The following is a 15,321-nucleotide window of genomic DNA, read 5'->3' as shown; positions in this document are numbered from 1 at the left end:
AATTACTTCCCTGTTGCAGCAGGTCAGGTATGGAGAGATGGGTATGCAGACTAACGATATAATTTCTGATGCTGACATTGAACAAATCACCGGGTACAAAATCCCGTCTAAGCAATGCCAGTGCCTAAAGCAAGCCGGGGTTTTCTTCGTGGTTCGCCGCGATGGACGTCCACGCACGACCTGGCAACATTTCAACGATCCCATCACTCACCGTAAGACAGTGATGCCGGATGCATTCGAACCTAATTTTGGGGCACTCGACTAATGGCCCGTACCAGAAAAAATAAAGAAGACAGTTGGATGCCGCCCCGTGTTTACCGGGGCAAGTCTGCGTTTGAGTTCCACCCAAAGAATGGTGGTGCAATCAGGCTTTGCAGCTTTGATGCTCCCCAGTCTCAGGTATGGGCAGCATACGAAGCGCTTTTGAACGAATTGCCAGATGACAGCCTTGTTGCTGCTCTCGCTGATCGTTTCTTCAAGTCAGCCGATTTCTTTGAGCTGGCACCGGAGACACAGAAGGATTACAGAAAATATTCTAAAAGTGTCTTAGCTGTTTTCGGCGCGATGCCTTCTGATGCGGTTAAACCTGAGCACATCCGTAAATACATGGATAAGCGCGGCCTGAAAAGCCGCACCCAGGCTAACAGGGAGAAGGCTTTCATGTCGCGTATTTATCGTTGGGGTTATGAGCGCGGCATAGTTAAGCGCAACCCTACGAAAGGGGTAAAGCAGTTCAAAGAGAAGGCCCGTGATCGCTATGTGACAGATGCTGAATATGCTGCACTGTTTAGTGTTGCACCTGACGTTGTCCAGATTGCTATGGAGTTGGCTTATCTGTGCTGTGCTCGCCAGGGTGATGTTCTCGAAATGAAGAAAAGCCAATTGATTGACGAGGGGATATTAATCAAACAGAGCAAAACTTCAGTGTCTCAGATTAAGGGCTGGTCTCCGCGCCTTGAGAAAATTATCAAAGATGCTTCATGCCTGCCGTTAAAAACCGGGATGAGTAGCATTTATGTGATCCACCAGCCATCAGGTGCGAAATATACCCGTGATGGCTTTAACAGCCGCTGGCTGAAAGCGAAGAAGGAAGCAAAAGAGAAGTTTCCAGAGATGACCTTCGATTTCACTTTCCACGATCTAAAGGCCAAGGGCATTTCGGATTTGGATGGGAATTTATATGAGAAGCAGGCGATATCGGGGCATAAAAATGTTGAGCAAACTGCTCGCTACAATCGCAAGATTGCAGTTGTCCCTGTGGTCGGCGGTCAAAAATAGAACGGCGAATATTAGGAAAGGATATTAGGAAAGCGAGGTGGAGAAACAAAAAAACCGCCCTTGGGCGGTCACGACATCACTGCTTATTGCTTTGATTTTATTCGGTTTGAATCGGTATTCAATATGGTGCCCGGGGCGGGACTTGAACCCGCACGACCTTACGATCGAGGGATTTTAAATCCCTTGTGTCTACCGATTTCACCACCCGGGCAGGGTGTAAAGTGGAGGCGCGTCCCGGAGTCGAACCGAGGTGGACGGATTTGCAATCCGCTGCATGGCCACTCTGCCAACGCGCCTTTTAATCTGATGTGCATTCCGTTACTGAAACAGAGTGCTAAATCTGGAGCGGGAAACGAGACTCGAACTCGCGACCCCGACCTTGGCAAGGTCGTGCTCTACCAACTGAGCTATTCCCGCATATTTTTATTACTATCAAACTTACTGATTTTATTCAGCTTTTAGCAAACTCGCTGCCGTTCGATGCGATGCATTCTACTGAACTGGCGCAATGAGTCAATAGAATTATCCACACAGTGCGTCCGTTTGCTGCTTTTTAAATCGCATCGATCATCGTTCGAACAAATCGCCACGCGCTGCGTTCAAATATTGATACATTGACCAGAATGTCAGCACCGCTGCAATATACAACGCGACCACACCAACGCCAATCACCGTGGCATCATGTCGCCACAACAACGCGACCAGAGACAGCATCTGTGCGGTGGTTTTGACTTTGCCGATCCAAGAGACGGCCACGCTGCTGCGCTTGCCAATTTCCGCCATCCACTCACGTAATGCAGAAATAATGATCTCACGGGCAATCATGGTGGCTGCGGGTAAGGTTATCCACCAGGAGTGGAAATGCTCCGCCACTAACACCAGCGCGATTGCCACCATAACTTTGTCTGCCACAGGATCGAGAAATGCACCAAAACGTGTGGTTTGCTTCCAACGACGTGCCAGGAAACCATCAAACCAGTCAGTGACCGCAGCGACCACAAAAATAAGCGCGGTGACGAACGGCGCCCATTGAAATGGCAGATAAAACGCCAGCACAAAGAAAGGAATCAGGACAACTCGAAACAGGGTCAGATATGTCGGAATGTTAAATTGCATATGCCAGTAACTGTCTGGTATGGGTAGAATTTAACGTATGTTCCTACATTGCCCCCCCTGTTTCAATGTTAGTGTTTAAGGGAATAGTAGATTTTTTCTGCCAGGGCGAAAGAAATGCCCGGCACCCTGGCAATCTCTTCGACACTGGCATTCATCAGCGGCTGTAGGCCCCCCATGTACTTAAGCAACTGTTGACGCCGTTTTGGCCCAACCCCTTCGATGCTTTCCAGTGCGCTGGTGTTCTTAACTTTGGCTCTTTTTTTACGGTGACCCGAGATCGCATGATTGTGAGCATCATCACGAATATGCTGAATCACATGCAGCGCGGGTGAGTCCGGCGGCAGCGATACCCCCTCTCCTTCAGCTTCGAAAAACAGCGTTTCCAGACCCGCTTTACGATCGCTGCCTTTTGCCACACCGAGTAGAATCGGACGATCTTTATCCCAGGGCACATCCAGCTCGGCAAACACCTGTTTCGCCTGCGCCAGTTGTCCTTTACCACCATCAATCAGGATCACATCCGGTATTTTCTCTTCTTCTAGCGCCTTACCGTAGCGGCGGCGCAATACCTGATTCATTGCGGCGTAATCGTCGCCCGGCGTAATGCCTTCAATGTTGTAACGCCGATAATCGCTGCGTAACGGGCCGTTGCGATCGAACACGACACAAGAGGCAATGGTTTGCTCACCCATCGTGTGACTGATATCGAAGCATTCCATGCGGTTGATCTGATCCAGTTCCAGGAACGCCGCCAGAGCCGCCAGACGCTGCTGAATCGTTGAATGCTGTGATAAGCGAGTTGTTAGCGCGGTCGCCGCGTTAGTACGCGCCAGTTTGAGATAGCGAGCCCTGTCGCCACGCGGTTTGCTTTGGATATTGACTTTGCGTCCCGCCATTTCACTGAGCGATTCCGCCAGTAATTCGCGATCCGGAAGACTGAAATCCAGCAAAATCTCTGCCGGTAAGGTTCGTGCCTCACTGCCTTGCAAATAGAACTGACCCAGAAACGTTTGCACGACTTCCGCCAGTTCAGTATCAGCCGGGACTTTGGGAAAGTAACTGCGGCTTCCCAGCACTTTACCCTGACGAATAAACAATACGTGCAGACAGGCCATACCCGCATCGTAGGCGACGCCCATCACATCCAGGTCATCTCCCTGATTGGAGACAAACTGCTTCTCCGTGATACGACGTACCGCCAGAATTTGATCACGTAAACGTGCCGCTTCCTCAAAACGCAGCGCCTGACTGGCAGCCTCCATCCTTTTTACCAGTTGATTTAATACCTGGTCATCTTTGCCCGCCAGGAACAGCCGCACATAATCGGTTTGCTGGGCATACTCTTCCTCACTGACCAAACCGGCGACACAGGGGCCGAGGCAACGACCAATCTGATATTGCAGGCAAGGTCGCGAGCGATTGCGGTAGACGCTGTTTTCACACTGACGAATCGGGAACACTTTCTGCAATAGCGCCAGGGTTTCACGCACGGCATAGCCGTTGGGAAACGGGCCAAAGTATTCACCTTTGGCATGTTTCGCCCCACGATGCATCGCCAGTCGCGGATGGCTATCGCCGCTGAGAAAGATGTAAGGATAAGATTTGTCATCACGCAACAGCACGTTGTAACGCGGCTGGTAAAGCTTGATGTAGTTATGCTCCAGCAACAGCGCTTCCGTCTCGGTGTGCGTCACAGTGACATCGATTTGCTGAATGTTACTGACCAGCGCTTCGGTTTTGCGACTCCCCACCTGTGTACGGAAATAGCTGCTAAGGCGTTTTTTGAGGTCTTTGGCTTTACCAACATAGATCACCGTGCCTGTCGCGTCATACATACGATAGACGCCGGGCTGACTGGTCACGGTGCTGAGAAAGGCTTTTGAATTAAAAACGTCACTCACTACTGATTAACGGCTCCGCATTAAACAGGCCATGTCGTATGGCCAGATGCGTTAACTCCACATCGCCACTGATGTTCAGCTTGCTGAACATACGATAACGGTAGCTGTTAACGGTTTTCGGGCTGAGGCTAAGCTGTTCGGAAATCTCCGTCACTTTCTGCCCACGCGTGATCATCAGCATAATCTGCAATTCCCTTTCAGACAAACAACTGAAGGGCGATTCGGCTTTCTGCGGCTCAATCTGGCTGAGCGCCATCTGCTGAGCAATATCAGAAGCAATATAGCGCTGCCCTGCATGTACTGAACGAATAGCGCTAACAACTTCCTGTGGCGCGGCTCCCTTACTCAGGTAACCCGCAGCACCGGCCTGCATGACTTTCGCTGGCAGCGGATTCTCCGTATGGATGGTCAGCATGATAATGCGGATATCCGGGTTGTAACGCATGATCTTACGCGTAGCTTCCAGACCGCCAATGCCAGGCATGTTCATATCCATCAGCACGACGTCCACCGGATTGTTACGGCACCACTTCACCGCATCCTCACCACAAGCCACTTCCCCGGCAATTACCAATCCCTTCATATCTTCCAGTATGCGACGAATACCAACGCGTACCAGTTCATGGTCATCAACAAGAAGCAAGCTGATCAACGGGACGTACTCCGCAGGTTAGTGATGGGGGAATATATTTCAGGAGGCTTATCTTACCGGGTTTTCCGGTGAAAAAACATCGTCTGGGCAGATAAATCCTGGTTGAAATGACACACATCAAATAGATGTTAAGGACCACGTATTTTTAGTCATCAGCGATATCATGCGAGAATAAAAAAGTAAAATAATGACTAATATCATTATGTTATAATTTATGCGTCGCTTCGCTTTTTCCACGCCCTGCTTTAAATAAATAATCGCTTCCGTCATTATTTATTGACGATAAATACAGCAATTTCTCATTCCATTTCTGACATGAATTTCTGATTTCAGTGCTAATAAATTCTTTTGACAACCCTATGATATACTCTGTTTTTCGTGCACAGGAAGAATGTGTCAAGACCATGCAACACAACCAGGGAGTCAATTATGAGTGATGAAGACTTTGCAACTTCGCAGGAAACGCAGAAGCTGGCGGATGAAGTCGCCTGTCTGAAAATGATGGTGACACTGATTCTGAAAGGGATGGGCCAGGCTGATGCCGGAAAAGTGATCATCAATATGGAACGTTATGTGCAAACGTTAGGAGAAAAACCGCAGGCTGAAGTGTTCAGCAACACCATTCGCCAAATCAAAACCGCCTACCGCCAGTAAGCGGTCTGCCCCGCGCCTGATGCGCGGGGAGATTTAACCGTGCGACTGCCAGTTAACGGACACGCCCAATGTTGGCAGCACCTCTTCAGGGCTGAAGCGACGTGTACCCCGGTACTTTTCAGCCAGCGCCGGTTGCTGAACCGGAATACGAATGGCGAACAGGTTGTCCTCAGACTGAATCAGCCCCGGCGACAACGGTTCATAGACTACCCGATGTTGCTCAAACATTTTCTCCAACATCGGCGTAGCGGAACTGATAAGAAACTCGATCCCGCTCAATTCAGCGAGTTGAACCGAATGCCAGAGGATATTTAGGGGCAACTCTGCATCCACTTCCAGTCGGGCGGAAAAACGCGACATCTCCCAAACTTTTTCATGACTAAAAGGCAAAACTAACCCCTCGGTCATTTCGGGTTCTTGCCACGGCATTAAACGCGCACAACCACAAATGCCCTGCCGCGCGTTCCAGGCAATCATCCAGGTCACGTCTGAGCGATCGAAACGATCATACTCCTGGCCCGGGGTGCTCAAGCGGGGTGGAATTGACCAGCCTTCACCGCGCGCAAATACGCTGTAGCGATAGGTTCCCAATTCGGCCAGCAGAGAGGACGGCATATCCTTTAACTGGGTTTGAATTATTTTCATCATGCGCCCCTGACATCCCCATGTTTGCAATGATTTTTATGTGCGCCAGCCTGGCAAAGTTCCGGCGCAGGGTAGACAACTGGCTTCAGGCTGGGAACTACTAAAATTAGTAGTTGCCTTTTTGCTATATCAGTCCAATTGCTGCGGCATAACAGGCAATTTGCGTTTTATTGGAAACATTAAAGCGCTTTTGCATATTCTTTTGGTGGAAGTTCACCGTGTGTTCTGAAATCGCTAAAATAAGTGAAATTTCCGCAGAGGTTTTCCCTTCTGCCGTCCATTTCAAAATTTCCAGCTCCCTCTGACTGAAATCATTAGATAAAATCACCATAGCGTTATCGTTAAGGCGTTCCAGGACACGCAGGCTCAGTTCCGCCAGAAAGTGTAGTTTCACTTCCAGCTCAACACGTAAGTGCTGGGTCTTACTCTGTTGCTTAGATGCAATAGATAATATACCAATGGCACGATTTGATGCCATTGCCGAGCAGGAAAATCCACTCAAGAGGCCGTAAGCGTTCGCTTCTGCCCATAAATTACCCGCACCGGTAAACAGATCGCGCGTCCACTCCACCCCACGTCCTGGCTGCTGACAAAGTAGCAGCACCGGATCGACGGCAAAATAGTTCTCACTTTCGTAGTGTTTAACCCAGTTTTCCGGATACGTGCTGAACAAAAAAAGTCGTGGCCGGGTAAAGGGCACCGGATGCTGGATCAGAAAAGCAAAGTGATCAAAACCCAAGTTTTCAACGTGTTTCTGTAAAAGCGGTTTCAATTGCATCACGGCCGTCACCGCCTGAAATTGAATTTCGGTCTCGCCTCGCCAGACGAAATAATTATCGGTCGTCATTATTGCCTCAGCGTCTTGCAACGCTCTTGCGCCTTGTTATTCGGTCCGGTTAACACAAAAATTAAATTAACTAGAGAAAAAATATTGATTGAAAGAGATCCAACTACCCGCCGTAATCTTAAACATCCGGCGCTCAATGTGTTACCACAATGGAATGGATTGAGCTTTCATATCTTTGTTAACACCATCACAACTTTTAATGCGACAGATGTTTAGAATAGGATTTTTCTGATGTTGTTTCAATCTCCCCATTCATTGAAAATTTTCAATACTGTGATAAGCGTTGAGCATCGTCATTAACTGAAATCGATTGTTTACAGTGTTTTAACCTTAATCTCTCGGTTATTTTATGCCACATTTCTCCATCACCTTATTCTTGATCCCATTTATTTCTGCCATGTGGTGGCTTTTTCACCCCTCGCAGTGATTCCCGTCAGGCACGTTTCCGGCTACTCTTTAGCTGTGAGCGGCGTAGCACGCAACGGTGATTTGCAGGGGAAGACAATGCCGCAGCCGGGCTGACCGCATTGTCGCGCGTATTCGAGAAGCTAAGCGGGACTGACTATGTTGAACCAGTTGGCATTACCTTTCCTTGTTCTGGGTGGCTGCACCGCCCTGATGATTTTAAAAGACCTCTTCCGCCACCCTCACCCGGTTGCGGTGATGAATATCATTTGGCCATTAACCGGGCTATATATGCCTTTCGTTGGTTGGCTGGCCTGGTGGTATCTGGGAAGAAAACCTTCCCGCCAGGTAAAACTTGCCCTGCTGGTTCCTCAAAAATTACATCGCAACGCAGGCTGGCAAACCATCTTTATTTCGACTTCCTTGTCAGCCGCAGCCTGTATATTTGGCAATATAATGACAATCCCGATAATCACCTTACTAAATCAGTTCGCCATTAATCCGGCATTGTGGCTTGAGGCAATTATTTGCGTTGGGATTTCGTTATTGATGGGCTTATTTTTTCAATTTCTGGCAATTCGACAACGTGAAAAACGTTCATTTGGCCGTGCGTTATTATTAGCCCTGAAAACTGAAGTCTTTCCCTTGTTGATTTATCAATTAGGTATCTTTCTCTTTATGGGATTGGCGCTGAAATTTGTGCTAAATCAGCAAATCAATCCACTGTTGGTCGGCTTCTGGTTTATGTTGCAACTTGCCATGATGATTGGCTTTCTGTTTTCCTGGCCGGCTAACCACTTCCTGATTAAACGTGGATTGAATCCCGCGGTGTAAACTCAGCGACAATAGCCGCTTCCGCGCATGCCAAAATGAAAATGTCTGGCATGTGCGGCATTGTAATCAGGGCCAAGCGCATTGCCGAAGTTGGCACAACCATTCTGCCATAGCGCATGTAATGCGGCTGAGGCGTCCTGCGGCTGTTGCCAGTGATTCTCCACCCATAACCAACGTCCGTTCGCCAGTTGAAATCCCGTAATATCCCAGGCATCTGCCGTCGCATGCTCGCTTAAACGTCCCTCCTGACGATGATAAATATTGCGACAGGCGTAACTGCCAACATGCGCAATACGCTGCAATGGACTGTTGATCCCTGCCTGTTGTAACTCTGCCTGGCTTTGCAATACATACATCGTACTTGCCACTGCCAGTGGGCAGCTGGCGAGAAAACTGCTGCTGAGCATCACCGCACCAAAACTGCTAACACGCAGTGGCTGCGCCAGCGGGCATGCCCCTTGCCGTGTGGGTTCCTCACTGAACTGCACCTTGCCACTCCGCTGCGCCCGGCGCATCACATCCAGACAAGCAGCAGGATCACCTGCCAGTCGTTTGATTTTGTAACGCGTCAACCAACCCGGTGGATCGGTCACGGCTAGTGGGGTAAAGGGATTCCAGCCCGGCGGCAGATGCTGTTGCAACCACGGCAGACTCCACCAGCCAGCAAGCACCAACAAAATAATCATTAGCAATATGCGCATAACACCCCTCTGGTCATACCGCGAATATCACAAAGGTAGCTGCTCATGGCCGGAGGAACGGAGGATACGCACTGAAACTGCTGACTTTTTACCCATACTGACGGAAGATTGTACTGTGTAAATATTTACTGACAGAGCAAAGCGCGTAAAAGGTCACAGTTGTTAAAAAACAATTACCGAAAGTTGCTGCTGTTCCACTATCTTATGCCATCTCACAACGTGCAACAGCACGTTATCTAACAGCCAGCAGAGCTGACACGACATCAAGACAGGAAAGAAATCTTTATGGTTGACCAATCTAAAGAGGCGCTGCTTAGCGCTGAGCAGCCCGACAAGCTGCAACGAAATCTGCACAATCGCCATATTCAGTTGATCGCCATTGGCGGAGCCATCGGTACCGGATTATTTATGGGCTCCGGTAAAACCATCAGCCTCGCCGGCCCCTCGATCATTTTCGTCTATATGATCATCGGATTTATGCTGTTCTTTGTGATGCGTGCGATGGGTGAGCTACTGCTCTCCAACCTGGAATATAAATCCTTCAGTGATTTTGCCGCCGACCTGCTTGGCCCCTGGGCCGGGTATTTCACCGGCTGGACCTACTGGTTCTGTTGGGTGGTTACCGGCATCGCCGATGTGGTCGCCATCAGTGCCTATTTTCAGCTCTGGTTCCCTGACTTCTCGATCTGGATGAGCGCCCTGCTCTGCGTCTTCGTTTTTCTGACGCTGAATATCGCCACCGTGAAACTGTTTGGTGAAATGGAGTTCTGGTTCGCCATCATCAAAATTGTCGCTATCGTTGCGTTGATCATCACCGGTGTGGTGCTGGTCGCCATGCACTATCCCTCACCTGGTGGTGGCACTGCCTCACTGAGCAATATCTGGGATCATGGTGGCATGTTTCCAAAAGGCTTGAGCGGCTTCTTTGCCGGTTTCCAGATTGCGGTTTTTGCCTTTGTCGGTATTGAACTGGTGGGTACAGCTGCGGCGGAAACCCATGATCCCCACAAAGTATTGCCTCGCGCCATCAATGCGATTCCGCTGCGCGTGATTATGTTTTACGTGTTGGCGCTGATGGTGATTATGGCGGTAACACCCTGGAACCAGGTACTGGCCGACCGCAGCCCGTTCGTAGAAATGTTTGTTCTGATCGGCCTGCCTGCCGCCGCCAGCATCGTCAACTTTGTGGTGCTGACGTCAGCTGCCTCCTCCGCTAACAGCGGCATCTTTTCCACCAGCCGCATGTTGTTTGGCCTGGCAGAACAAGGGGTTGCGCATAAGGCATTTGGACGTTTATCCGCTCGCGCTGTACCGACCACCGGCCTGTTCTTTTCCTGCCTGTGCCTGCTTGGTGGCGTCGCGTTGATTTATCTGATTCCGGATGTGATGACGGTGTTCACACTGGTGACCACGGTGTCAGCGATTCTGTTTATGTTTGTCTGGACCATCATTCTGTGTAGCTATCTGGCTTACCGTAAACAACATCCACAACGTCACGCTGAATCTGCCTTTAAAATGCCGCTGGGCAAATTCATGTGTTGGGTGTGTATGGCATTCTTCGCCTTTGTACTGGTGTTGCTGACTCTCCAGGAAGATACCCGCCAGGCGTTGATGGTTACGCCGTTGTGGTTTGTCATCCTGACCATGGGCTGGTTACTGCGTCGTCGTAAAGCCTGATATCCCTGAAAAAATTAAGGCCCGATCATCGGGCCTTAATTTTAATCATCTTTCCTGCAACGTCCTCGGTGCCCTCTCCGGTTTAACGCACGCGGATACCTTCTATGATCATGCGCTGGACGTTATCGACGGTCTGCTCAAAGAACGCGGGATCATTCAGCGTCTGCCCGGTGATAGCCTCAACCTGCGAGGCGAAATCAGCGTAATGCTGGGTGGTTGCCCACAGCAGAAAAAACAGATGCTGTGGCCGTACGCCCGCCAACCGTCCTTCCGCGATCCACTGTTCAATGATCGCCGCCTTTTCATCCACCAGCGTTTTCAAATCGCCCGCCAGTTCACCTTTCAGCAGAGGAGCACCTTGTAACATCTCCAGGCAGAACAGGCGTGACGCCTGAGGGTGGTCGCGTGAGACTTCCAGTTTCAGACGGATATAGCGGCGGATCGCGGTCAGTGGCTCCTGATCGTGGCGCAATGCGCGCAGCGGAGCCAGCCAGACATCCAGAATCTCTTTCAGTACCGCAATATAGAGGGCTTCTTTCGAGGGATAGTAATAAAGCAGATTGGTTTTTGACACATCGGCACGCTCGGCCACTTTATCGAGACTGGTGCCATGAATACCGTATTGCGAAAAGAAGGTCAGCGCCGCTTCAAGAATCGCCGCCCGTTTTGCCGCAACCGCGCGTGACCGACGCGTGGGCTTTTTTTCATCGCTTTTCACACTGTTACCTCATCCATCCTGCGTAGAGGCATCATAACAAAGGCCTCCGCTCCTGCCTAATAATGACCCTGCACCTTTTTTGACCACTCACGCATGAAAAATGTGCAGATTGTTTTGACCAGATGGTCCAAAACGGACCACTCAATCCAATTTATCTTAAGCGTTATTTTTAACACATTGTTATCTATGGCATTTAAAAATGTGGCACAGGCTTTGCAGTTTTGTGAACGAGCGCCGCCGGCAGGGAGCAAGCAGGACGCAACGCAGCGCGTGAAACAACCCCCGTTCTTTGCTGAGAGGTTTCACATGAAAATTGGCGTCTTTATCCCGATTGGTAACAATGGCTGGTTAATCTCCACCCATGCCCCCCAGTACAAGCCGACTTTTGAGCTGAACAAAGCGATTGTGCAGAAAGCGGAGCACTACCATTTCGACTTCGCGCTTTCGATGATCAAACTGCGCGGCTTCGGCGGTAAAACCGAGTTCTGGGACCATAACCTCGAATCCTTCACCCTGATGGCCGGACTGGCGGCGGTGACTTCGCGTATTGAGATCTACGCCACCGCCGCCACCCTGACGTTGCCACCGGCGATTGTGGCGCGCATGGCCTCGACCATCGACTCAATCTCCAATGGCCGCTTTGGCGTCAACCTCGTGACCGGCTGGCAAAAGCCAGAGTATGAGCAAATGGGCCTGTGGCCCGGTGATGACTACTTCGCCAGTCGCTACCAATACCTGACCGAATACGTCACCGTGCTGCGAGATTTATGGGGCAATGGCCAGAGTGATTTTAAAGGTGAGTTTTTCACCATGAATGACTGCCGCCTCAGCCCGCAGCCGCAAAAGCCGATGAAGGTGATTTGCGCGGGACAAAGCGATGCCGGGATGGCGTTTTCTGCCCAGCACGCTGACTACAATTTCTGCTTCGGCAAAGGTGTTAACACGCCAACCGCCTTCGCCCCGACGGCCGCACGCATGAAACAGGCTGCCGACCAGGCAGGTCGCGATGTCGGTTCCTATGTGCTGTTTATGATCATCGCCGCAGAAACGGATGAAGCCGCACGCGCCAAATGGGAGCACTACAAAGCCGGGGCTGATGAAGAGGCCCTCGCCTGGCTGACCACACAAAGCCAACAGGACACGAAATCCGGCAGCGACACCAACGTGCGTCAGATGGCCGATCCCACCTCTGCGGTGAATATCAATATGGGCACGCTGGTCGGTTCTTATGCCAACGTGGCACGAATGTTGGATGAAGTTGCAGAGGTAGAAGGAACCCAGGGTGTACTGCTGACTTTTGACGATTTCCTGCAAGGGATCGAAGAGTTTGGTCAATTTATTCAGCCCTTGATGCAGTGCCGTCATGCTTTGATTGAATCGCAGAAGGAGGTTGCCTGATGAATACCGTTGTTTGCGCCCATACCTCGACTTTACCGCAGGTCACCTTGCCAGCCCGCCCGGAAGCGATCGCCTTCCCCCCTGCGCAGAGCGCGTTGATTGTGGTGGATATGCAGAACGCCTATGCCACCGAAGGCGGCTACCTCGATTTGGCGGGTTTTGATGTCTCCGCCACTAAACCGGTGATCGCCAAAATTCACCAGGCGGTGACCGCTGCCCGAGCAGCAGGCATCCAGATCATCTGGTTTCAGAATGGCTGGGATAACCAATATGTCGAAGCGGGCGATGCCGGTTCACCCAACTTTCACAAATCCAATGCGTTAAAAACCATGCGTAAACGCCCGGAATTGCAGGGCACGTTGTTGGCGAAAGGTGGCTGGGATTATGCGCTGGTGGATGAACTGGTGCCGCAACCCGGTGATATCGTGCTGCCTAAACCGCGCTACAGCGGCTTTTTCAATACCCCACTCGACAGCATGCTGCGCAGCCGTGGCATTCGCCATCTGGTGTTTACCGGCATCGCCACCAATGTCTGCGTGGAATCGACGCTGCGAGATGGCTTCTTCCTGGAATATTTTGGCGTCGTGCTGGAGGACGCCACCTATCAGGCTGGCCCGCCCTTCGCCCAGCAGGCAGCCATCTTTAATATCGAAACGTTTTTCGGTTGGGTCAGTGATACCGAGACGTTCTGTGAAGCATTAAAAGCCTGACATCCCAATAGTTTTCACCTGCAAAAACAACGATAAGGAAGACTTCACCATGCCAAAAAGTGTCATTATTCCGCCCGGAACCTCCACGCCAATTGCCCCGTTTGTCCCTGGTACGCTCGCCGATGGTGTGGTGTATGTCTCCGGCACCCTGCCATTTGATGCGCAAAATAACGTCGTCCACGTCGGTGATGCCGCGGCCCAGGCGCGCCACGTCCTTGAGACCATCAAAAAAGTGATTGAAACCGCAGGGGGTACTATGGACGACGTTACCTTCAACTCGATTTTCCTCACCGACTGGAGTAACTACGCCGCGATTAATCAGGTGTATGCCGAATATTTCCCCGGTGATAAACCGGCGCGTTACTGCATTCAATGCGGCCTGGTGAAACCTGATGCGCTGATCGAGATCGCCACCGTGGCGCACATCGGCAAACAGGAGGCGTAATGCATCTGGAAATTCAGGGATTGCAGACGGCAGATGCACCCACCCTGGTGCTCTCTTCTGGTCTTGGCGGCGTTGCGGGTTTCTGGCGGCCCCAACTGGCGGCGCTGGAGCAGCATTATCGCGTTGTCACCTACGATCAACGCGGCACCGGTCGCAGTGCTGATACCTTACCGGAAGGCTACAGCATGGCGATGATGGCCGCCGAATTGGCCGAAGCGCTGGAGCAGCAGGGTATTGAGCGCTTTGATCTGATCGGTCACGCGCTTGGCGGTTTGATTGGTCTGCAACTGGCGCTGGATTATCCACAACGCGTTGGACGCGTGGTGGTCATTAACGGCTGGTTATCGCTGAATGCCCATACCCGTCGTTGCTTCCAGGTTCGCCAGGATCTGTTGCTGAATGTCGGAGTGGAAGCCTTTGTCCGTGCCCAGCCGTTATTTCTCTATCCGGCGGAGTGGATGGCGCGCAATCAGGCTCGTCTGGAGCAAGAGGACACGCATCATGTGCAACATTTTCAGGGCATGGAAAACCTGTTACGCCGGCTGCATGCCCTGAAAAGCGCCGATTTTCGTCCTCATGCAGCGAAAATCACTCAACCGGTGCTGGCCATCTACAGCCAGGATGACCTGCTGGTGCCGTGGAGCTGCTCACCCGAACTGGCCTCCGCCTTGCCGAATGCCAGCCTGATCGAAATGGCCTGGGGAGGACATGCCATGAGCGTCACCGATGCTGAAAACTTCAATGCGTTATTGCTGCAATGGCTAACGCGTAAGGAGGCCAAAGATGAGTACGCATGAACTCTCGCCTGATTTACCGTTGGTCGAGCGCCAGGTGTTTCGCGATGCGATGTCACGCCTCGGTGCCGCCGTAAATATCATTACCACCGACGGCCCCGCCGGACGTGCCGGTTTCACCGCCTCCGCGGTGTGTAGCGTTACCGACACGCCGCCAACGCTGTTGGTTTGCCTCAACCGCTCCGCTTCGGTCTGGCCGGTGTTCCGCGATAACGGCTATCTGTGCGTCAACACGCTGGCCGCCGGGCACGAAGATCTCTCCACCCTGTTTGGCGGTAAAACGCCAATGGCAGACCGCTTTCTCGCCGCCCGCTGGCATACGCTCAGCAGCGGTTCACCGCTGCTGGATGGCGCGCTGGTGTCGTTTGATTGCAAAGTCTCCCAGGTGGTGAGCGTGGGAACGCACGACATTTTGTTTTGTGAGGTCATGGCGTTGGTGCGTAATGATGAGCCGCACGGCCTGGCCTGGTTCGACCGTGGATATCAGCATCTTTTACGGCAGGAAGCCCGCTAACGCCGCCCTGTGCGGCCCGGTTCCACAGACAC

The 15,321-nt window shown here is 51.4% G+C and carries 17 protein-coding genes and 3 tRNA genes; 10 read left to right on the top strand and 10 right to left on the bottom strand.

The annotated features are described in order from the left end of the window. Positions 1 to 43: 43 nt before the first annotated feature. The gene (locus L579_RS02360) at positions 44 to 265 is read left to right on the top strand and encodes a DUF4224 domain-containing protein (RefSeq protein WP_021182676.1); all 222 of its coding nucleotides are present in this window, start codon (positions 44 to 46) and stop codon (positions 263 to 265) included. Next, on the top strand, positions 265 to 1,278 hold the full coding sequence (locus L579_RS02355) for a tyrosine-type recombinase/integrase (RefSeq protein WP_021182675.1): 1,014 nt from the start codon (positions 265 to 267) through the stop codon (positions 1,276 to 1,278). Before L579_RS02360 ends, L579_RS02355 begins: the two co-directional genes overlap by 1 nt. 124 nt (positions 1,279 to 1,402) lie before the next feature. Here the strand turns inward: L579_RS02355 and L579_RS02350 are convergent. From L579_RS02350 to uvrY, 6 genes are all read right to left on the bottom strand, one after another. Further along, positions 1,403 to 1,489 (bottom strand) — tRNA-Leu (locus tag L579_RS02350). An 11-nt stretch (positions 1,490 to 1,500) separates the two neighbouring features. After that, a tRNA-Cys gene (locus L579_RS02345) sits at positions 1,501 to 1,574 on the bottom strand. A 45-nt stretch (positions 1,575 to 1,619) separates the two neighbouring features. Further along, positions 1,620 to 1,695, bottom strand: a tRNA-Gly gene (locus L579_RS02340). A gap of 150 nt (positions 1,696 to 1,845) precedes the next feature. Next, positions 1,846 to 2,394 (bottom strand): CDP-diacylglycerol--glycerol-3-phosphate 3-phosphatidyltransferase, encoded by a 549-nt coding sequence (gene pgsA / locus L579_RS02335; RefSeq protein WP_021182674.1) that lies wholly within the window; start codon positions 2,392 to 2,394, stop codon positions 1,846 to 1,848. 68 nt (positions 2,395 to 2,462) lie between these two features. Further along, entirely contained in the window at positions 2,463 to 4,295 is a 1,833-nt protein-coding gene (gene uvrC / locus L579_RS02330; protein ID WP_021182673.1) for an excinuclease ABC subunit UvrC, read from the bottom strand. Next, positions 4,288 to 4,947 (bottom strand): UvrY/SirA/GacA family response regulator transcription factor, encoded by a 660-nt coding sequence (gene uvrY, locus L579_RS02325; RefSeq protein ID WP_013508586.1) that lies wholly within the window; start codon positions 4,945 to 4,947, stop codon positions 4,288 to 4,290. Before uvrY ends, uvrC begins: the two co-directional genes overlap by 8 nt. A 429-nt stretch (positions 4,948 to 5,376) precedes the next feature. Between uvrY and L579_RS02320 the strand changes: the two genes are divergently transcribed. Continuing rightward, positions 5,377 to 5,601: a DUF2594 family protein gene (locus L579_RS02320; protein WP_013508585.1), complete on the top strand. Its 225-nt coding sequence runs from the start codon at positions 5,377 to 5,379 to the stop codon at positions 5,599 to 5,601. 33 nt (positions 5,602 to 5,634) lie between these two features. Here the strand turns inward: L579_RS02320 and L579_RS02315 are convergent, their stop codons facing one another. Continuing rightward, positions 5,635 to 6,246, bottom strand: a complete 612-nt coding sequence (locus tag L579_RS02315; protein WP_036624636.1) for an acyl-homoserine-lactone synthase — start codon at positions 6,244 to 6,246, stop codon at positions 5,635 to 5,637. Positions 6,247 to 6,370: 124 nt separating this feature from the next. After that, entirely contained in the window at positions 6,371 to 7,093 is a 723-nt protein-coding gene (sdiA, locus tag L579_RS02310; protein ID WP_021182671.1) for a transcriptional regulator SdiA, read from the bottom strand. A gap of 564 nt (positions 7,094 to 7,657) precedes the next feature. On the opposite strand from sdiA, the gene L579_RS02305 reads away from it, so the two are divergent. Next, a complete protein-coding gene (locus L579_RS02305; RefSeq protein WP_021182670.1) occupies positions 7,658 to 8,332 on the top strand; it encodes a DUF4396 domain-containing protein in 675 nt (224 codons plus the stop codon). Between the two features lie 2 nt (positions 8,333 to 8,334). On the opposite strand, the gene L579_RS02300 is transcribed toward L579_RS02305, so the two are convergent. Further along, complete coding sequence (locus L579_RS02300) at positions 8,335 to 9,033, bottom strand: extensin-like domain-containing protein (RefSeq protein ID WP_036624633.1); 699 nt, start codon at positions 9,031 to 9,033, stop codon at positions 8,335 to 8,337. A gap of 285 nt (positions 9,034 to 9,318) precedes the next feature. Between L579_RS02300 and cycA the strand changes: the two genes are divergently transcribed. Continuing rightward, positions 9,319 to 10,710: a D-serine/D-alanine/glycine transporter gene (gene cycA, locus L579_RS02295; RefSeq protein ID WP_021182668.1), complete on the top strand. Its 1,392-nt coding sequence runs from the start codon at positions 9,319 to 9,321 to the stop codon at positions 10,708 to 10,710. A gap of 82 nt (positions 10,711 to 10,792) precedes the next feature. Here cycA and rutR read toward each other — a convergent pair whose 3' ends face one another. After that, positions 10,793 to 11,428 carry an HTH-type transcriptional regulator RutR gene (gene rutR / locus L579_RS02290; protein ID WP_021182667.1) on the bottom strand — a complete coding sequence of 212 codons (636 nt, stop codon included), beginning with the start codon at positions 11,426 to 11,428 and terminating at the stop codon, positions 10,793 to 10,795. A gap of 306 nt (positions 11,429 to 11,734) precedes the next feature. Between rutR and rutA the strand changes: the two genes are divergently transcribed. Genes rutA through rutF form a run of 5 tightly spaced genes read left to right on the top strand, consistent with a single transcriptional unit; the run spans position 11,735 to position 15,289 of the window. Continuing rightward, on the top strand, positions 11,735 to 12,826 hold the full coding sequence (gene rutA, locus L579_RS02285) for a pyrimidine utilization protein A (protein WP_021182666.1): 1,092 nt from the start codon (positions 11,735 to 11,737) through the stop codon (positions 12,824 to 12,826). Further along, positions 12,826 to 13,536, top strand: coding sequence for a pyrimidine utilization protein B (rutB, locus tag L579_RS02280; protein WP_021182665.1), 711 nt, complete (start codon positions 12,826 to 12,828; stop codon positions 13,534 to 13,536). The genes rutA and rutB overlap by 1 nt, the downstream gene beginning before the upstream one ends. A 49-nt stretch (positions 13,537 to 13,585) precedes the next feature. Beyond that, the gene (gene rutC / locus L579_RS02275) at positions 13,586 to 13,981 is read left to right on the top strand and encodes a pyrimidine utilization protein C (protein WP_021182664.1); all 396 of its coding nucleotides are present in this window, start codon (positions 13,586 to 13,588) and stop codon (positions 13,979 to 13,981) included. Beyond that, the gene (gene rutD / locus L579_RS02270; RefSeq protein WP_021182663.1) at positions 13,981 to 14,778 is read left to right on the top strand and encodes a pyrimidine utilization protein D; all 798 of its coding nucleotides are present in this window, start codon (positions 13,981 to 13,983) and stop codon (positions 14,776 to 14,778) included. The genes rutC and rutD overlap by 1 nt, the downstream gene beginning before the upstream one ends. Then, the gene (rutF, locus tag L579_RS02265) at positions 14,765 to 15,289 is read left to right on the top strand and encodes an NADH-dependent FMN reductase RutF (protein ID WP_021182662.1); all 525 of its coding nucleotides are present in this window, start codon (positions 14,765 to 14,767) and stop codon (positions 15,287 to 15,289) included. Before rutD ends, rutF begins: the two co-directional genes overlap by 14 nt. Positions 15,290 to 15,321: the final 32 nt, after the last annotated feature.

The organism is Pantoea sp. AS-PWVM4, from assembly GCF_000468095.1.
Taxonomy (GTDB): Bacteria; Pseudomonadota; Gammaproteobacteria; order Enterobacterales; family Enterobacteriaceae; genus Pantoea; species Pantoea phytobeneficialis.
Note: the sequence above shows the minus strand (reverse complement) of the source record. Positions and strands in the feature narration are given on the sequence as shown.